This is a genomic window from Caulobacter sp. GW821-FHT10A10 (assembly GCF_059415745.1).
In genome coordinates, this window is the sequence record NZ_JBWKNV010000002.1 from 243,116 (window position 1) to 261,830 (window position 18,715).

Sequence of the window (18,715 nt, forward strand, 5' to 3'; positions counted from 1 at the left end):
AAAGGGCGCGGGTTGAACCCGCGCCCTTTTCTTTTGGCCTGAACCCCGGAGATCAGGTCCGCACGAAGTCGAGGAAGACCGGGGCGCAGTCGCCCAGCTTCTTTTCTTCGTAGCGGGTGGTGACGTGGTCGGCCGGGATGGCCTGGCGATCGGCGTCGGCCTCGGCGAAGCGGAAGGCGGGGCTGGCCAGCACCCGCTCGATCGTCCACTCGGCGTAGTCGGCCCAGTCGGTGGCGAAGCGGAAGGCCGCGCCCGGCTTCAGCACGCGGGCCAGTTCGGCCACGAACTCCGGCTGGATGATCCGGCGCTTGTTGTGCCGGGCCTTGTGCCAGGGGTCGGGGAACATCACGAAGAGGCGGTCGATCGAGGCGTCGGGCAGCCAGCCGACCACGTCGCGGGCGTCGCCCTCGTGGATGCGGACGTTGCTCAGGGCCTGCTCCTCGACGTGGCGGACGGCGCTGGCCACGCCGTTGACGAAGGGCTCGGCCCCGATCACCAGCACGTCGGGACGGCGACCGGCCTGGGCGGCCATGTGCTCGCCGCCGCCGAAGCCGATCTCCAGCCAGACTTCCTTGGCGTCGGGCATCAGGTCGCGGGGCTGGAAGGCCTCGTGCGGCACGCTGATGGTCGGCAGCAGGCTGTCGAGTAGGGCCTGCTGGCGCGGCTTCACCGGCCGCGACTTCAGGCGGCCGAACGAGCGCAGCGGCCCATGGGGCTGTTGGGGATTGGTCATGGGGCGGTGTTTAGAGCCGACGTCCGAAAAATCAAAATCTTCGCCTTCCTAGGCCTTGTGCCTAGGACCCATGGCCGGGCTTGGCGGAGCTGTTCAGAAAAGCAAACCGCCGACGTTGCGGATCTCTGTCGAGCGCAACGCCGGCGGAACGATGGGTCCTAGGCACAAGGCCTAGGAAGGCAAATTGAGTTGGGGGACGACCTGCTTACGCCAGGCCCTTCAGCTCCGACACCAGGTCGGTCTTCTCCCACGAGAAGCCGCCTTCGTTGTCCGGCGTGCGGCCGAAGTGGCCGTAGGCGGCGGTGCGGGCGTAGATCGGGCGGTTCAGCTGCAGGTGCTCGCGGATGCCGCGTGGGGTGGCGCCGCCGATCAGTTCGGGCAGCAGCTTTTCCAGCACGGCCGGATCGACCTTGCCCGTGCGGTGCAGGTCGACGTGGAACGACACCGGCCTGGCCACGCCGATGGCGTAGGCGATCTGGATCGTGCAGCGCTCGGCCAGGCCCGCGGCGACCACGTTCTTGGCCAGGTAGCGGCAGGCGTAGGCGGCCGAGCGGTCGACCTTGGTCGGATCCTTGCCCGAGAAGGCGCCGCCGCCGTGCGGAGCCGCGCCGCCGTAGGTGTCGACGATTATCTTGCGACCGGTGATGCCGGCGTCGCCGTCCGGGCCGCCGATCTCGAAGCGGCCGGTCGGGTTGACCAGCCACTGGGTCTTCTTGGTGATCAGGCCTTCGGGGAAGACCGGCAGGATGTGCGGCTTGATCAGGTCGAGCACGCGCTTGGAGGTCGGGGCCTTGCCGTCGATCTTCTTCTTGTGCTGGTGCGACACGACGATCGACACGACGCGCTGCGGCACGCCGTTACCGTCGTATTCCAGGGTCACCTGGCTCTTGGCGTCGGGCTCCAGCTCCGACAGCTCGCCCGAATGGCGCAGCTCGGCCAACCGCTTGAGGATGTTGTGGCTGTACTGCAGGGTCGCCGGCATCAGCTCCGGGGTCTCGGTGCTGGCGTAGCCGAACATGATGCCCTGGTCGCCGGCGCCTTCGTCCTTCTTGTCGGTGGCGTCCACGCCCTGGGCGATCTGGGCCGACTGGCCGTGCAGGTAGCAGGCGTACTTGGCCTTCTCCCAGTGGAAGCCCTTCTGCTCGTAGCCGATGTCCTTGATCGCCGCGCGGATCTTGGGTTCCAGGGACTTGATGATGTCCTTGGTCAGCTGCTTGTTGGCGGCCTTGTCGCCGCCCGGCTTGCCGGCGCGCACTTCGCCCGCCAGGACGATGCGGTTGGTGGTGACCAGGGTCTCGCAGGCGACGCGCGCTTCGGGGTCCACGCCCAGGAACGCGTCGACGACGGTGTCGCTGATCCGGTCGGCCACCTTGTCGGGATGGCCCTCGGAAACGCTCTCACTCGTGAAGATGTAGGACGAACGATTCAAGTGGAACGCTCCGGCTAGGACCAGCGCCCACGCGGCGACCGGCCCCGCGAGCATGCCGGGGAACATATAAAGATAAGTTTATGTCTGCAAGTCGGCCGAAGCCGACCCGCGTGCGACGTAAAGTCTAGAGCTCTTCGTCCGCCATCGAGCGCACCAGGTCCAGCAGCCGGCGGCGAACCGGGGCCTTGGTGAGCTTGGGGAACAGGCCGGCCAGTTCCAGGCCCTCGGGGGTCATCAGGAACTCGTGGACCTGGAGGTCGTTGCGGACCTCGCCGTCGCCGGGCTCGGACGGATCGGCCAGGCCTTCGAAGAAGTAGGCCACGGGGGCCTGAAGGCTGCGGGCGATCTCGTAGAGCTTGCTGGCGCTGACGCGGTTGGCGCCTCGCTCGTACTTCTGCACCTGCTGGAAGGTCAGGCCCAGGCTCTCGGCGAGCTTCTCCTGGCTGACGCCCAGGATCTTGCGGCGCATGCGGATGCGGGCGCCCACGTGCAGGTCCACGGGGTTGGGCGAGCGCTCGATATCGGTGGGGGATTCAATGGCGACGGTCATGCTTAGGCATAGACCTGAGATTGCGGTTTTAGTTCAGCCTATATCTTTCACGTCGGCAAACTTGCGGACGCGGTTACGCGAACTTCCGATACAGATCGCCACCGACGCGAGAATGAACGCCAAAAACGGCCAGTCCACTACCTTGGGCGCGAACGTGTCGCGCCCGATCGCGGGAAGGTTGGCGTCGATCACGCCGCGCTGGCCAAGGTCGAGGCGCTGGTTCCCGACCACCCGTCCCTGGGCGTCGATCATGGCCGAGACGCCCGTGGGCGTGGCGCGGATCATCGGTCGGCCGGCCTCGATGGCGCGGTAGCTGGCCAGGTTCAGGTGCTGCAGCGGGCCGGAGGTGACCCCGAACCAGGCGTCGTTGGAGACGTTGACCAGCGCCCGCACGGCCGGATCGGGACGGGCCAGGCCGGGGAACAGGCTTTCGTAGCAGATCAGCGGCTGCACCTTCAGGCCGGGCGCGATCGCCAGCGGGGCGGGGCGGGGGCCGGTGGCGAAGCCGTCGCCCAGGTGGGCCATGCTCTTGACGCCGATGGCCGTCAGCAGGCCCTCGGCCGGCAGGTACTCGCCGAACGGCACCAGCCGGTGCTTGTCGTAGATCCCGACCACCGACAGGCCGCCCGCGTCGCGGCGCAGGGCCACGAGGCTGTTGTAGTAGGTCGGATGTTCGGCCGAGCCTTCGTAGCGATAGCCGCCGATCAGCAGCAGCTGGCCAGGTTGCAGGGCGTCGGTGATCGCCTGGCGCACCCAGGTCCCGGGGGCCAGGTAGTCGTCGATGGCGGCGGGCAGGGCGCCTTCGGGCCAGACCACCACGTCGGCCGGCTTGCCGTCTGCATAGGGCTGGGCGGTGAGCGTCACGTAATCGCGGACGATCGCCTGAAAGCTGGCGGCGTCCCACTTGGCGGCCTGCTGCACATTGGCCTGGACGATGCGCACGCGGGGGGCGACGGCGGAGGCTGTGAACTCCATTGCGTTCAGCAGACGCCAGGCGCCGTGGGCGTAGAGGCCGACCAGGGCCGCGGCGGCCACGCCGAGTGCGATCCGGCCCGAACGTCCGGTGCGCCAGACGGCCGGGGCGGCGGCGATCGCCAGGGTCACGAAGGTCAGACCGTAGGCGCCGATCAGGGCGGCGGCCTGGGACGGGGCCGAGCCGGCCCGCCAGGTCTCGCCCGGCAGGTTCCAGGGAAAGCCGGTCAGCACGTGGCCGCGCACCCACTCCAGGGCCGACAGGGCGGCGGCGAAGGCCAGGACGCGCACGGCGCCGGCGGGGCGGAAGCGGCGATAGAGCAGGGCGGCCAGGCCCCAGAACAGGGCCAGGCCGGCGGCCATGGCGGCGACGGCGAAGGGGGCCATCCAGCCCTGGTTGGCGGCGTCGACCATGAAGGCTTCGCCGATCCACCAGGTGCCCAGGCTGAAATAGGCCAGACCCGCCAGCCAGCCGCGCAGGAAGGCCGAACGCAGCGGCCGGGGTCTGTCGATCCCGTCCAGCAGCCACAGCAGCAGGGCGTAGCCCAGCAGGCCGGGCAGGATCCCGAACGGCGGATGGGCCAGGGCCGCGGCCAGGCCCGCGACCAGCGCCAGGACGCGGTCGCGCCAGGCGGAGCGCTTGGTCAGCACGGAAAGCTTCAAGTGACGTCCACCGCATCGAGCGGGACGTCGGCTTCGACCGCCTCTTCGGCGCGGCGCACGCGCACCCGCAGCACCCGGCGGGCGTCGGCCTCCAGCACTTCCAGATCGAAGCCGGCCGGATGGCGTACGACCTCGCCCTGCTCGGGCACCTGGCCGGCCAGGGCGGCGACCAGGCCGCCGACCGTGTCGACCTCTTCCTCGTGCTCGGGCGGGGCCAGGGTCTCGCCGACCATCGCTTCGAGATCCTCGAGCGGCGTGCGGCCTTCGGTCTCCAGCGCGCCGTCGTCGGTGACGGTGACGCTGACGCTCGCGGCGTCGTCGTGCTCGTCGTCGATGTCGCCGACCACGGACTCGATCAGGTCTTCCATGGTGACGAGGCCGTCGACTCCGCCGAACTCGTCGATGACCATGGCCAGGTGGATGCGCTTGGTGCGCATCTTCAGCAGCAGGTCGGCGGCCCGCATCGAGGCGGGCACCAGCAGCATGTCGCGGCGCAGCTGTTCGAGGATGCGGTCCTCGGGCTCGGGCCGCAGGTCGCCATCGGCCAGCAACAGGAAGACGTCTTTGACGTGGACCACGCCGATCGGGGCGTCCAGGGCCTCGCGATAGATGGGCATGCGCGAGTGGCCGGCTTCGACGAACTGGGCCACGACCACGGCGAAGGGGGTTTCGACCTCGACCGCCACCACGTCGGGGCGGGGGGTCATGACGTCGCCCACCTTCAGCGTCTTGAAGGCCTCGGCCTGGTCGACCAGGTCGGGGGCGGGGGGCGTGTCGGGATCGATCGGTCGCGCGGGCTCGGCCGGCGCGCCGCCGCGACGCAGCTTGCGGAAGAACGCCCGCAGGCCTCGGCTAAGTCGAGCCGGGCCGGCGGGCGTGGAACTCTGGTCGTCGTCGGGCATGCCTTTAGGTCTTCACCCCTAGTTTGCCGGACTATCGTCGGCGTAAGGATCGGGCACGTCCAGTCCCGCCAGGATCTCGCGTTCGAGCGCTTCCATGGCCTCGGCCTCGTCGTCGCCCTCGTGGTCGTATCCTAAGAGATGCAGCACCCCGTGCGCCACAAGATGTTGCAGGTGGTGGGCCAGGGGCTTGCCCTGCTCGGCCGCCTCGCGGACGCAGACGCCGTAGGCCAGGGCGATGTCGCCGATCTGGCCTTCCGGATTGGCGGTCGGGTCCTGGGGCGCGGGGAAGGACAGCACGTTGGTGGCGTAGTCCTTCTGCCGGAAGTCGCGGTTCAGCGCCTGGACGCTGTCGTCGTCGGCCAGCAGGATGACGATGCCCTTGCCCTCGATGTCCTCGTGGGCGTCGAGCACGGCCTGGGCGGCGCGCCAGACCAGGGCCTCGGCTTCGGGTTCGGCCTTGGTCCAGGCCTCGTCTTCGATCTCGATATCGACGGTGATCATCGGGGAGTCGCCAGCAGGGCCGCGTCGGCGTCGTAGGCCTTGACGATGCGTTCCACCAGCGGGTGGCGCACGACGTCGGTCGCGGTGAAGCGGGCCACGTCCACGCCCTCGACCCCTTCGAGGATCGAGACGGCATGGGCGAGGCCGGAGTCGCGGGGGTTCAAGAGGTCGATCTGGGTCGGGTCGCCGGTGACGACCATGCGCGCGCCTTCGCCCAGGCGGGTCAGCACCATCTTCATCTGCAGGCGCGAGCAGTTCTGGGCCTCGTCGACGATCACGAACGCATGCGCCAGCGTGCGGCCGCGCATGAAGGCGATGGGGGCGACCTCGATCTCGCCCTTGTCGCGGCGGCGGCGCAGCTGCTCGGCGCCCATGATGTCGGTCAGGGCCTCCCAGACCGGGGCCATGTAGGGGTCGACCTTCTCGTTGAGGTCGCCCGGCAGGAAGCCGAGCTTCTCGCCGGCCTCGACGGCGGGGCGGGTGACGATCAGGCGGTCGACCTCGCCGCGCAGCAGCATGCCCGCGCCCTGGGCCACGGCCAGGAAGGTCTTGCCCGTGCCGGCGGGACCCAGGCCGAAGACCAGCGGATGCCGGGTCATCGACTCCATGTAGCGGGCCTGGTTCTTGGTCTTGGGCGAGACGGCGCCGCGGCGCACGGCGCGCGGCGAGGCCTGGCCGCCGGCGCTGTGGGCTTCGCCCACGGCCACGCGGATGTCGGCCTCGACCACCTCGTGACCGGCGTCGGCGCGCTCGGCCAGGGCGATCAGGGCGCGCTTGGCCGACGAGCGGCCCTTGACGTCGCCGGTGATCTTGACGCCGCCGCCGGGCGTTTCGAGCAGGACCTTGAAGGCGTCCTCGATCAGGGCGGCGTGGCGGCCGGACGGGCCGGTGACGGCGACGACGGCGTCGTCGGAAAGCGGCAGGAACTCGGGCGTGCGGCTCACGCGGTCTCCAGAACAGGTTCGTTGGCGAGCACGCCGGCCAGGCTCATCTTGGCGGCGCTCTCGATACGGACGGGAACGATCGTCCCGATCAGGTGCTCCCCGCCCGAGGCGTGGACGGCTTGCAGATAGGGGCTGCGGCCGACGATCTGGCCGGGGTGGCGGCCGGACTTCTCGAACAGCACCGGCAGGGTCTTGCCGACCTGGCTGGCGTTGAAGGCCCGCTGCTGCTCGTCGAGCAGCTGGTTCAGGCGGTCGAGGCGCTCGGACTTCACGGCCTCGTCGACCTGGCCGGGCATGGCCGAAGCAGGGGTGCCAGGACGCCGCGAATATTTGAACGAGAAGGCGCTGGCGAAGCCGACCTCGCGGACGAGGTCGAGGGTCTTCTCGAAGTCGCCGTCGCGCTCGCCGGGGAAGCCGACGATGAAGTCGCCGCTCATGGCGATGTCGGGCCGGGCGGCGCGGATGCGCTCGATCAGCTTCACATAGCTTTCGGCCGTGTGGTCGCGGTTCATGGCCTTGAGGATCTTGTCCGACCCGGCCTGCACCGGCAGGTGCAGATAGGGCATCAGCTGCGGCAGCTCGCCGTGGGCCTCGATCAAATCGTCGCCCATGTCGCGCGGGTGGCTGGTGGTGTAGCGGATGCGGTCCAGGCCGGGGATCTTCGCCAGGCGACGGACCAGCTTGGCCAGGGTCAGGCCGCCGCCGTCATAGGCGTTGACGTTCTGGCCCAGCAGGGTGACCTCGCGCACGCCCTGGTCGGCCAGGCGCTTGGCCTCGTCCTCGATGGCTTCCGGCGGCCGCGACCACTCGCCGCCGCGGGTGTAGGGCACCACGCAGAAGGTGCAGAACTTGTCGCAGCCTTCCTGCACGGTCAGGAACGCGGTGACGCCATCGACCTTGCGCTCGGCCGGCAGGGCGTCGAACTTCTCGTCGGCCGCGAAGTCGGCGGCCAGGCGCTCGCCGCTGGCCCGGTGGGCGCGGGCGATCAGCTCGGGCAGCTGGTGATAGGCCTGCGGGCCGACCACCAGGTCCACGGCCCGCTGGCGGGTCATGATCTCCTGGCCTTCGGCTTGCGCCACGCAGCCGGCCACGGCGATGGTCATCTTGCCGCCGGCCTGGGCCTTGCGGTCCTTCATCAGCTTGATCTGGCCGAGCTCCGAATAGACCTTTTCGGTGGCCTTCTCGCGGATGTGGCAGGTGTTGAGCACCACGAGATCCGCGCCCTCGGGATCATCGACCACGCCATAGCCCAGCGGACGCAGGACGTCGGTCATGCGCTCGCTGTCGTAGACGTTCATCTGACAGCCGTAGGTCTTGATATAGAGGCGCTTTTGCGGGGTCTCGCTCATCCGGCGAGGTTATGGGGTCGAGCGGCCCCTCGCGCAAGGTCGCCGAGGTCACACCCCGCGCCCGAAGCCCCAAAAGAAAACGGCGCCGGAGAGCCCCCGGCGCCGTCTCATCGTCTTAGTAGTTCTCGTCGTGGCGCTTGATCGCGGCGCGGATCAGTTCAGCGGTCTCTTCCGGATCGGCCCAGCCGGTGATCTTGGTCGACTTGCCCTTTTCCAGGTCCTTGTAGTGCTGGAAGAAGTGGGCGATCTGCTCGGTCAGGATGGTCGGCAGGTCGCGCCAGCTGTTCACGCCCGTGTAGAACGGGTGCAGCTTGTCGACCGGCACGGCCAGGATCTTTTCGTCAGACCCCGCCTCGTCGACCATCATCAGGGCGCCGATCGGGCGGCAGCGGATGATCGCGCCGGGCACCACCGGGGTCGGGCCCACGACCATGATGTCGGCCGGGTCGCCGTCGTCGGCCAGGGTGTGCGGGATGAAGCCGTAGTTGGCCGGGTAGAACATCGCCGTGTGCAGGAAGCGGTCCACCATCAGGGCCCCGCTTTCCTTGTCGATCTCGTACTTCACCGGCTCGCCGCCCTGCGGGATCTCGATGACGGCGTTCAGGTCGTAGGGCGGGTTCACGCCCACGGCGATCTTGGAGAGGTCCATAGTGACTCTTCGTTGTGGGAAGGCTCCCGCGGGGAGGCGGGCCTCAAGCGGCCGCCTGTATAGGCCACAAGTGTTGCGATGCGAAAGAGGGGGCGTGCTCGCGCCTCGACTTGGCTGCAGAAAGCATCTCGGATCTGCCTTGGCGCTCGTTCAGTGACCGTGAGAACAGCGCGGCGACGTGGTTTGCGCAGCGGTGGCGGCGAGGCGCGCCGGCCTCCGCCAGGGCCCGTTCGCAGGGGGCTTCCACCCGCTCGCCTATCGCGCTATATAGCTCCTACATCGTCCGTTAGCGCTGATTGGCGCTTTCGAGCGGCGGCCCGAAAGGCTGCCGCTTTTTCTTTGGTCGCTCGCCAGCTGGGCCTTTCGAGGCTCGCTCCTGCGACCCGCGAATTTGAGAAGAGAACCGTGCGCGGCAAGACGCGAGAAGACCTGGACCTGATCGAGATGCTCGATCCGATAGCCGAGACCGTCGGCTACGAGATCGTCCGCCTGCGCCTGATGGGCGGGGCCGAGCAGCGCCGCCTGCAGATCATGGCCGAACGTCCGCTCCAGGAAGATGGAACGGGCGGCGACATGAACGTCGAGGACTGCGCCAAGCTGTCCCGCGCCATCTCCGAGGTGATGGACGCCGCCGACCCGATCGCCGGCGAATACACCCTGGAAGTCTCCAGCCCGGGCGTCGACCGCCCGCTGACCCGCCTGAAGGACTTCGAGACCTACGCCGGTCTCGAGGTGCGCATCGAGCTCGACCGCGTGGCCGAGGGCCGCAAGCGCTTCAAGGGCGAGCTCGCCGGTGTCGAGGACGACCAGGTCGGCCTCAACATCGAGGGCGAGGACGACGTCACCGTCTATTTCCCGTTCGCCTGGATCGTCGATGCGAAGCTCGTCCTGACCGACGAGCTGATGAAGCGGGGCGCCGACCAGCGCGCCGCCCGCGTCGGCGCCGAGAACGACAACGATTTGTCCGAAAGTGAAGAGGACTGACCATGGCCATCGGCATCGCCGCCAACCGGCTTGAACTGCTGCAGATCGCCGACGCGGTCGCCCGCGAGAAGGGCATCGAGAAGGAAGTCGTCATCGAGGCGATCGAGGAGGCCCTGCAGAAGGCCGCTCGCGCCCGCTACGGCGCCGAGCACGACATCCGCGTCAAGATCGATCCGCGCACCGGTGAGACCACCCAGAAGCGCGTGATCGAAGTCGTCGCCGACGACCACGAGATGGAAGGCGAAATCGGCAAGGTCCAGATCTCGTCGGCCAAGCGCACCTGGCGCGACGCCGAGATCGGCAAGGTCTACGAAGAATCCCTGCCGCCGTTCGAGATCGGCCGCGTGCAGACCCAGATGGCCCGCCAGGTCGTCATGCACAAGGTTCGCGAAGCCGAGCGCGAGCGCCAGTACGAAGAGTACAAGGATCGCTCGGGCGAGATCGTCAACGGCAGCGTCAAGCGCGTCGAGTACGGCAACGTCATCGTCGACCTGGGCCGCGGCGAAGGCATCATGCGCCGCGACCAGTCGATCCCGCGCGAGAACTTCAACGTCGGCGACCGCATCCGCGCCTACATCTACGACGTCCGTCGCGAGACCAAGGGCCCGCAGATCATGCTGAGCCGCGCCCACGGCGGCTTCATGGCCAAGCTGTTCGCGCAGGAAGTGCCGGAAGTCTACGACGGCGTCATCGAGATCCGCGCCGTGGCCCGCGACCCGGGTTCGCGCGCCAAGATGGCCGTCATCTCGAACGACAGCTCGATCGACCCCGTCGGCGCCTGCGTCGGCATGCGCGGTTCGCGCGTGCAGGCGGTGGTCGCCGAGCTGCAGGGCGAGAAGATCGACATCATCCAGTGGTCGGAAGATGAAGCCACCTTCATCGTCAACGCCCTGGCCCCGGCCGAAGTCTCCAAGGTCGTCATGGACGAGGAAGACGAGCGCGTCGAAGTCGTGGTGCCGGACGAGCAGCTGTCGCTGGCCATCGGCCGCCGCGGCCAGAACGTCCGCCTGGCCTCGCAGCTGACCGGCTGGCAGATCGACATCATGACGGAAAGCCAGGAGAGCGAGCGCCGTCAGAAGCAGTTCGCCGAGGCCACCGCCCTGTTCCAGGAAGCCCTGGACGTCGACGAAGTCATCGCCCAGCTGCTGGTCACCGAAGGCTTCACCGCCGTGGAAGACGTGGCCTATGTCGAGTCGCACGAAGTCGCCTCGATCGAGGGCTTCGACGAGGAGACCGCCGAAGAACTGCAGGCCCGCGCTCGTGAGTTCCTCGAGAAGGAAGCTGCCGCCCTTGACGCCAAGCGCGTCGAACTGGGCGTCCAGGATGAGCTGCTGACCATCGAAGGCGTGACCCTCGCCATGGCCGTGGCCCTGGGCGAAGGCGACGTGAAGTCGATCGAAGACCTCGCCGGTCTCGTTCCCGACGACATGCGCGGCTGGTTCGAGAGCAAGAACGGCGAGCGCGTGCGCGAGCCGGGCATCCTCGAAAGCTTCAACCTGTCGCCCGACGACGCCGAAGCGCTGATCATGCGCGCCCGCATCGTCATGGGCTGGGTCGAGGCCCCGCCGGAGCCGGAATACGAAGAAGAAGAGGCTCTCGAGGCTGAGGCCGAAGGCGAGATCGAGGCGGAAGGCGAAGACGCCCCCGCCGAAGAGGCCGCCTCCGAAGACGCCGCCGAAGAGCAGTAAGAAACCCCGGCCCCTCCGGCCTTCGGAGGGGCCGCTTCCTTTCAGGACCCCGTCACGGACTTCATGATCGACCAGGCCGCCCCCAAGACGCACGCCGAAGCCAACCGCCAGCGCAAGGACGTCGTCCTGGGCGAGGCGGTCGACGAGGCGCGCCTGGTGCGGTTCGTGGCCGGTCCCGACGGCGTGGTGGTGCCCGACGTGGCCCGCAAGCTGCCGGGCCGGGGGATGTGGGTCGCGTCCGATCGCGAGTCCGTCGCCGCGGCCGTCAAGAAGAACGCCTTCTCGCGCTCGGCCAAGACCAAGCTTTCCGCGCCCGCCGACCTGCCCGACCAGGTGGAACGGCTGCTGGCCAAGCGGGTTCTGGACGGGCTGGGTCTTGCGCGGCGCTCCGGCGGCATTATCTCCGGGTACGAAAAGGTTCTGGCGGCCCTCGCCTCGGGCAAGACCGCTTGGCTGATCGAAGCCGCCGATGGCGCCGAAGACGGCCGCCGCAAGGTGTTTTCAGCCGCCCGCAAAGCGCCTAACACGCCCAGAATCCTCGGGATGTTCACATCCGACGAATTGGGTTTGGCCTTGGGCGGGGAGAATGTGATACACACGGCGCTCCTCACGGGGCGAGGCACGGATCGCTGGACTTTGGATGTCGAGCGGTTATCAGGCTTCCGTCCTCTCATACCGCCGGACTGGGTGGTGCGTCAGAACGAGGAGCCCTAGGCTTCGATGCGTCCTCGGATGACTTCATCCGGCGGCGCGAAAGGTCTAGAACCTGAATGTTGGAGCAAGCCGCCTAAGGCGTCGCGCTCTTGAGCGAAGGGTCGGGAAACGCGCTTCCTACTGGAGGTACGTCCAGGCCCCTTTCTCGTATGGATTGATCGGTTTTTGGGCCGGGAACCCGCCCGGCGGAAGTACAAGCGAGCGCATGAGCGACGAGAACGATAACGGTCGGCCTGGTTCCAACCCCGGTGGGCGAGCCCCCATCACCCTGAAGCCCCGCCAGGGCTCGGTGAGCGCGGGCGTTGTGAAGCAGAGCTTCAGCCACGGCCGGACGAAGACGGTGGTCGTCGAGACCAAGCGCACGCGTCCGCATGCGCCCGCCGCCGGCAACCTCGCCGCGCCGTCGCAGGCCGAGCGTCGCTACGACGCTCCGCGTCCGCAAGGGCAGGGCGGTGGCGGCGGTTCGTCGGCCGGCGGTCTGTCGCAGGACGAGATGCGCGCGCGTCAGCGCGCCATCGAAGCCGCTCGCGAAAACCAGGAGCGTCAGGCTTCCGAACGCCGCGCCGCCGAGGCCCGCGCCGCCGCCGAGGCGAACGCGGCTCGGGAAGCCGCGGCCAAGGCCGCCGCCGCGAAGGCCGCGGCCGAAGCCGCCGCTGCGAAGCCGGTCGCTCCCGCGGCCGCTGCTCCGGCGGCTCCGGCTCCCGTGGCTCAGGCCCCGACGCCCGCGCCGACCCCGGCTCCGGCCGCCCCGCGCGCCGAAGCGCCGCGCAGCGAGGGCCCTCGCCCCGCCGCCGCGTCGCCTGGCCAGACCCGCACCTACGAACCCAGCCGTGAGCGCCGCGACGATCGTCCGACGACCACGACCTATCGCCCGACCCCGGGCGGCGATCGCCCGCACGGCGACCGTCCCCAAGGGGATCGCCCTCAAGGCGATCGTCCGCAGGGCGACCGCGCGTTCAACCAGCGCGCGCCGCGTCAGGACGGCCCCTACAATCAACGCGCCCCCCGTCAGGACGGCCCGTACAACCAGCGCGCTCCGCGTCCGGACGGCGACCGTCCGCGTGGCCCGCGTCCGGAAGGCGGCGCTGGCGGCGGTGGTTACCGCTCGGGCGGCGACCGCCCGCAGGGTGATCGTCCGCAAGGCGACCGTCCGCAGCAGACCGTCCGCTATTCGGCCCTGGCCCCGCGCCCGGCGCCCGGCGGCGCCCGTGGTCCTGGCGGCCCCGGTGGTCCGCGCGGCCCGCGTCCCGGCGTTCCCGCCTCGGCTCCGGCGACCCCGGAAATCCAGCGCGCCACCCGCTCGGCCCCGCGGCCCGGCGGCGGCCTGACCGATCGCCGTCCGGACGAGGACGACGATCGCCGCAAGGCCAACAACGCGCCGAACAAGGCCGTTTCGCGCGCCAAGGGCGCTCCGCAGCGCCGTGAAGGCCGCCTCACCATCCAGGCCGTGGCCGGTGATGGGGAGTCCGCCGACCGCATGCGCTCGCTGGCCTCGGTTCGCCGGGCCCGTGAACGCGAAAAGGAAAAGCGCCGTGGCGGCGCCGTGGAACAGGCTCGCGTCGCCCGCGAAGTCGTGATCCCCGACGTCATCACCGTGCAGGAGCTGTCCAACCGGATGGCCGTGCGCGGCGTCGAGATCATCAAGTTCCTGATGCGTCAGGGCGTGATGCTGAAGATCAACGACGTCATCGACAACGACACCGCCGAGCTGGTGGCGACCGAGTTCGGTCACACCGTGCGCCGCGTGTCGGAAGCCGACGTCGAAGAAGGCTTCATCGGCGCCGAGGACCACGACGATCACCTGGAGGGTCGTCCTCCGGTCGTGACCATCATGGGCCACGTCGACCACGGCAAGACCAGCCTGCTGGACGCCCTGCGTTCGACGGACGTGGCGGCCGGCGAGCACGGCGGCATCACCCAGCACATCGGCGCCTATCAGGTTCGCCTGAAGGACGGCCAGCGCGTGACGTTCCTCGACACGCCCGGTCACGCCGCCTTCTCGGCCATGCGCGCTCGCGGCGCCAACATCACCGACATCGTCGTGCTGGTGGTGGCCGGCGACGACGGCGTGATGCCGCAGACGATCGAGGCCATCAAGCACGCCAAGGCGGCCGAAGTGCCGATCATCGTGGCCGTGAACAAGATGGACAAGCCCGGCTCGGATCCGACCCGCGTGGTCAACGAGCTGCTGCAGCACGAGATCGTCGTCGAAAGCCTGGGTGGCGACACCCAGATCATCGAAGTCTCGGCCAAGGCCCGCACGGGCCTGGACGACCTGCTCGACGCCATCCTGCTGCAGGCCGAGGTCCTCGACCTGAAGGCCAACCCCGACCGCACCGCCGACGGCGTTGTGATCGAGGCCAAGCTGGACAAGGGTCGCGGCGCGGTCTCCACCGTGCTGGTCAACCGCGGTACGCTGAAGCGCGGCGACATCGTCGTCGCCGGCAGCCAGTTCGGCCGGGTTCGCGCCCTGCTGAACGAGCGCAACGAGCAGCTGACCGAAGCCGGTCCGGCCACCCCGGTCGAGATCCTGGGCCTGGACGGCGTTCCCTCGCCCGGCGAAGCCTTCGCCGTGGTCGAGAACGAAGCCCGCGCCCGCGAGCTGACCGAGTACCGCATCCGCCAGAAGCGCGAGAAGACGCTGGCCCCGGTGGGCGCCGGTGCTTCGATGGCCGACATGATGGCCAAGCTGCAGGACAAGAAGCTGAAAGAGCTTCCGCTGATCATCAAGGCCGACGTGCAAGGTTCGGCCGAAGCGATCATCGGTTCGCTGGACAAGATGTCGACCGACGAGGTCCGCGCGCGGATCATCCTGTCGGGCGCCGGCGCGATCAGCGAAAGCGACGTCATGCTGGCCAAGGGTGCCGGCGCGCCGGTCATCGGCTTCAACGTCCGGGCCTCGGCCCAGGCGCGGGCCCTGGCCGAACGCGAAGGGGTCGAGATCCGCTACTACGCGATCATCTACGACCTGCTGGACGACATCAAAGGCGTGCTCTCGGGCATGCTGGCCCCGATCCAGCGCGAAACCTTCCTCGGCAACGCCGAAGTGCTTCAGGCCTTCGACATCTCGAAGATCGGCAAGGTCGCCGGCTGTAAGGTCACCGAAGGCGTGGTCCGCAAGGGCGCCAAGGTCCGGATCATCCGCAACGACATCGTCGTGCTCGAACTCGGCACCCTGCAGACGCTCAAGCGCTTCAAGGACGAGGTCAACGAGGTGCCGGTCGGTCAGGAATGCGGCATGATGTTCGCCGGCTTCCAGGACATCAAGGTCGGCGACACCATCGAGTGCTTCACCGTCGAGGAGATCAAGCGCCAGCTCGACTAGGCGCTCGATCGGAACTCAGCTTAGAGAAAGGCGCGGACCTCGGTTCGCGCCTTTCTTGCGTTTGGGGGTCGGGGAATGGAAGTCGCTGGGGATATCGGGATTTTTGAAAGCCAGAAGGCGTGTGGGCCGCTGCGCCGGCACTTGTTCGGCGCCAGGCGGTTCCTGCCCTGGCTGCTGCTGGCGGCCTATCTTGTGTGCCTGTTCAGCGTCTCGACCTTGATGGAGAAGCTGTTCCCCGCCGGGATTCTGCCCGGAATCCTGCTAGTCGCCGTGCCATTCTATTTCCTCTGGGTCCGGATGTGCGGCCGGATGGCGCCCAAGGCCTGGCTGGCGCGGGGCGTGCCGTTGCAGTCGCACACGACCTACCGGATCGACGACGAGGCCTTCACCATCCTGGGAGCGACGTCCGAGATCCGGCTCAAGTGGGAAGGTCTCTCCCAGGTCGCGCCCGGCAAGGACGCCTGGCTGTTCGTTGGGCCGGGGCTGGCCTACTTCCTGCCGCTGCGTTTCTTCGCCGACAAGGCCGCGGAAAAGGCTTTCCTGGCGGCCTGCTTCGAGCGCCTCGGTCCCGCCGCCCAGGGCCGCAGCCGCGAGGTCGCCGCCCTGGTCGCCGCGGCCTGACGATACACGCCGGACTGGAATTCGCCGGAATTGGGCGCTAGCCCTTCGTCCATGCGTATTCGAGCCCTCATCGCCCTGAGCGCGGCCGCCGCTTCGCTGGCGGCCTGCGCCACCGCCGACCGCTATGACGCGGCCGGCGACGTGCACGCCCTGCTGACGTCGATCCGCAACAACGACCGGGCGACGTTCGACAGCCTGGTCGACTACCAGGCCCTGAAGGGCGCGATCGAGACGCACCTGGTGCAGGAGGCGCGCGGTTCGGGCCTGAAGGGCGGCTGGCAGGCCGCCGCCATCGCCCTGGCCGGCCCTGCGGCCGACGTCGCCGGCGAGGCCCTGATCCGGCCCGAGGTGTTCCGCGCCGCCGCCAACTACTACGGCTACACGCCCGATCGGCCGATCCCGGGCCGGATCGCCATCGCCTCGGCCCTGCGGCCGGCCGGCGACGGCCGGGTCTGCGCCGCCAAGAAGGACGGGCCGTGCCTGCTGACCTTCACCCGCGAGGGCGGAGCCTGGCGGCTGTCCGGATTTGACGCCCAGGCCGTCGACCTGCGGGCCAAGCGATGAGGCGTGGGTTTGCGTTGCTCCTGGCCTCCACGGCGCTCCTGAGCGCCCTGGCGGGGCCGTCTGCGGCCGCCGAGCGGCGGATGTTCTCCTACGATCCGATCTCGCCCGACGCCAAGCGGCTGACCGGGGCGGGCCTGACCGTGCTGTTCGACCAGGGCCTGCTGGGCGCCAAGCCGGTCAAGGTGCTGGCCACCGGCGTGCCGGCCCAGGCCCTGCTGCGCAAGGGCGGCGAGAAGGACCTCGGAAAGGGCGGCCTGGCCGCCATGAGCGGCGTCGACGCCAACGCCGCCCTCTACGAGGTCGACGGCAAGGCCGAGCAGGGCAAGGTCTATGTCCGCGCCTTCTGCCCGGGCTCCAAGCGCCTGTGGCTGAGCTTCAGCCGCATCGCCGTGCGCCAGGACCTGCGCATCCAGGCCTTCGGCGACGATCCCGCCGCGCCGGGCCAGGCGCGGCTGTGCGGCACGCTGGACTTCTCCTACCGCGGCGAATGGCGGCTGCCGAGCGGCGGCCCGCCCGATCCGAACGAGGACTGGACCGACAGCCTGACCGGCGTGCGCTAAGGCTGTTTGCGATCATCGAGGCGTCCGGACGGGTTTTCATCCGCGTCCGGTTTGGCTAGGGTCGCGCCCATGATCGAGATCGAACGCGGACCGGGACGCTTCCAGCGCCGCCGCTCCCTTGGACCGACCGGACTCGTACGCAGCGCCTGACCGCTAGGGATCAGGCGGGGCGCCTCCGTGCGCCCGAGGGGCGGCCTCAGCCGCCGCGCTCCAAAGACAGGCGGCCCCTTCAAGGTAGCGACAGGGCCGCCGCACCTATCAGTCTCGACGAAGAACACGACCTCCATGACCATCGACACCCAAGACGCGGCCATCCAAGACTGGGCCGGGCGCTTTTCCGCGCGCATGGCCGGCATCCGCGCGAGCGAGATCCGCGAACTGCTGAAGCTGCTCGAGCAGCCCGACATCCTGTCGTTCGCCGGCGGCATTCCCGACCCGGCCCTGTTTCCCGCCGAAACCATCCGGGCGGCCTACGGCGATATCCTCGCCGACGGCGCCCAGGCCGCCCAGGCCCTGCAGTACACCGTCAGCGAGGGCCATGGCCCGCTGCGTCGTTGGATCGCCGAGCGCATGACCCGCGACGGCATGCCGTGCGAGCCCGAGAACGTGCTGCTGACCGCCGGCTCGCAGCAGGCGCTCGACCTGCTGGGCAAGCTGTTCCTGGATCCCGGCGCGAGCGTGATGGTGGCCCGGCCGACCTATCTGGGCGCCCTGCAGGCCTTCAACGCCTACCAGCCGGCCTATCTGGACCTGCCCGAGGGCGCGCTGGCCGGCGATGCGGCGGCTTGGGAGGCTGTTGCGGCCCGCGCGCCGCGTCTCGGCTACTTCGTGCCCGACTTCGCCAATCCCACCGGCGTCAGCCTGACCCTGGCCGAGCGCGAGGCCCTGCTCGACCTCGCCGACGCCCAGGACTTCCCTCTGATCGAGGACGCGGCCTATCGCGAGCTGCGGTTCGGCGGCGAGCCTATCCCCTCGCTCCTGGCCCTCGACATCGCACGCAAGGGCTCGATCGAGGCCGCCCGCACCCTGTTCTGCGGCACCCTGTCCAAGACCCTGTCGCCGGCCCTGCGCATCGGCTGGATCTGCGGCCCCAAGGCGGCGATCGAGAAGCTCGTTTTGCTCAAGCAGGGCGGCGACCTGCACGTCTCGACCATCAACCAGATGGTCGCCCACCGCGTGGTGTCGGAAGGCTACGACCAGCACCTTCACCGCCTGCGCGGGGCGTATGGCGGTCAGGCGCGGGCCATGCTGGCGGCGCTGGAGCGCCACATGCCCAAGGACGTCTCCTGGATCTCGCCGGAGGGCGGCATGTTCGTCTGGCTGACCCTGCCCGAGGGGTTCGACGGCAAGGCGCTGCTGGAGCGCGCCCTGGTCGAGGCCCGCGTGGCCTTCGTGCCCGGGGCTCCGTTCTTCGCCGAGGCCCCCGCCGCCAACACCCTGCGCCTCAGCTACTCCCTGCTGCCGTCCGAGCAGATGGAGGAGGGGGTGCGCCGTCTGGCGGGGCTGATCGCGGAATAGCGATCCTTCTCCCCTTGCGGGAGAAGGTGGCCGCCGAAGGCGGTCGGAT

General features: G+C 69.2%; 17 protein-coding genes. 8 read left to right on the forward strand and 9 right to left on the reverse strand.

The genetic code is table 11. The annotated features are described in order from the left end of the window. Positions 1-52: 52 nt before the first annotated feature. The 9 genes from trmB to ppa all read right to left on the reverse strand — a co-directional run bounded on the left by trmB (position 53) and on the right by ppa (position 8,692). Positions 53-733: a tRNA (guanosine(46)-N7)-methyltransferase TrmB gene (gene trmB, locus AC07NS_RS06015; RefSeq protein WP_494602181.1), complete on the reverse strand. Its 681-nt coding sequence runs from the start codon at positions 731-733 to the stop codon at positions 53-55. 205 nt (positions 734-938) lie between these two features. Continuing rightward, positions 939-2,162: a methionine adenosyltransferase gene (gene metK / locus AC07NS_RS06020; RefSeq protein WP_492854147.1), complete on the reverse strand. Its 1,224-nt coding sequence runs from the start codon at positions 2,160-2,162 to the stop codon at positions 939-941. Between the two features lie 124 nt (positions 2,163-2,286). Further along, positions 2,287-2,712, reverse strand: a complete 426-nt coding sequence (locus AC07NS_RS06025; protein ID WP_494602183.1) for a helix-turn-helix domain-containing protein — start codon at positions 2,710-2,712, stop codon at positions 2,287-2,289. Positions 2,713-2,745: 33 nt separating this feature from the next. Further along, entirely contained in the window at positions 2,746-4,347 is a 1,602-nt protein-coding gene (gene lnt, locus AC07NS_RS06030; RefSeq protein WP_494602185.1) for an apolipoprotein N-acyltransferase, read from the reverse strand. Further along, positions 4,344-5,249 (reverse strand): transporter associated domain-containing protein, encoded by a 906-nt coding sequence (locus tag AC07NS_RS06035; RefSeq protein WP_494602187.1) that lies wholly within the window; start codon positions 5,247-5,249, stop codon positions 4,344-4,346. Before AC07NS_RS06035 ends, lnt begins: the two co-directional genes overlap by 4 nt. A gap of 18 nt (positions 5,250-5,267) precedes the next feature. Continuing rightward, positions 5,268-5,735 (reverse strand): rRNA maturation RNase YbeY, encoded by a 468-nt coding sequence (gene ybeY, locus AC07NS_RS06040; protein ID WP_494602829.1) that lies wholly within the window; start codon positions 5,733-5,735, stop codon positions 5,268-5,270. 11 nt (positions 5,736-5,746) lie between these two features. Next, entirely contained in the window at positions 5,747-6,694 is a 948-nt protein-coding gene (locus AC07NS_RS06045; protein ID WP_110132750.1) for a PhoH family protein, read from the reverse strand. Continuing rightward, positions 6,691-8,043 (reverse strand): tRNA (N6-isopentenyl adenosine(37)-C2)-methylthiotransferase MiaB, encoded by a 1,353-nt coding sequence (miaB, locus tag AC07NS_RS06050; protein WP_494602190.1) that lies wholly within the window; start codon positions 8,041-8,043, stop codon positions 6,691-6,693. The genes AC07NS_RS06045 and miaB overlap by 4 nt, the downstream gene beginning before the upstream one ends. A gap of 115 nt (positions 8,044-8,158) precedes the next feature. Beyond that, on the reverse strand, positions 8,159-8,692 hold the full coding sequence (gene ppa / locus AC07NS_RS06055; RefSeq protein ID WP_494602192.1) for an inorganic diphosphatase: 534 nt from the start codon (positions 8,690-8,692) through the stop codon (positions 8,159-8,161). A 78-nt stretch (positions 8,693-8,770) separates the two neighbouring features. Between ppa and rimP the strand changes: the two genes are divergently transcribed. The 8 genes from rimP to AC07NS_RS06095 all read left to right on the forward strand — a co-directional run bounded on the left by rimP (position 8,771) and on the right by AC07NS_RS06095 (position 18,666). Next, a complete protein-coding gene (gene rimP / locus AC07NS_RS06060) occupies positions 8,771-9,676 on the forward strand; it encodes a ribosome maturation factor RimP (RefSeq protein ID WP_494602193.1) in 906 nt (301 codons plus the stop codon). Between the two features lie 2 nt (positions 9,677-9,678). After that, entirely contained in the window at positions 9,679-11,364 is a 1,686-nt protein-coding gene (nusA, locus tag AC07NS_RS06065) for a transcription termination factor NusA (protein ID WP_494602194.1), read from the forward strand. Positions 11,365-11,427: 63 nt separating this feature from the next. Next, a complete protein-coding gene (locus AC07NS_RS06070; RefSeq protein ID WP_494602195.1) occupies positions 11,428-12,078 on the forward strand; it encodes an RNA-binding protein in 651 nt (216 codons plus the stop codon). Between the two features lie 205 nt (positions 12,079-12,283). Then, entirely contained in the window at positions 12,284-15,403 is a 3,120-nt protein-coding gene (gene infB, locus AC07NS_RS06075) for a translation initiation factor IF-2 (protein ID WP_494602197.1), read from the forward strand. A 141-nt stretch (positions 15,404-15,544) separates the two neighbouring features. Beyond that, positions 15,545-16,024, forward strand: a complete 480-nt coding sequence (locus tag AC07NS_RS06080; RefSeq protein ID WP_494602199.1) for a YcxB family protein — start codon at positions 15,545-15,547, stop codon at positions 16,022-16,024. 51 nt (positions 16,025-16,075) lie between these two features. Beyond that, positions 16,076-16,588 (forward strand): DUF2939 domain-containing protein, encoded by a 513-nt coding sequence (locus tag AC07NS_RS06085; RefSeq protein ID WP_494602201.1) that lies wholly within the window; start codon positions 16,076-16,078, stop codon positions 16,586-16,588. 14 nt (positions 16,589-16,602) lie between these two features. Next, positions 16,603-17,148, forward strand: coding sequence for a hypothetical protein (locus tag AC07NS_RS06090; RefSeq protein WP_494602203.1), 546 nt, complete (start codon positions 16,603-16,605; stop codon positions 17,146-17,148). Positions 17,149-17,433: 285 nt separating this feature from the next. Beyond that, positions 17,434-18,666 carry an aminotransferase-like domain-containing protein gene (locus AC07NS_RS06095; RefSeq protein ID WP_494602205.1) on the forward strand — a complete coding sequence of 411 codons (1,233 nt, stop codon included), beginning with the start codon at positions 17,434-17,436 and terminating at the stop codon, positions 18,664-18,666. Positions 18,667-18,715 lie beyond the last annotated feature (49 nt).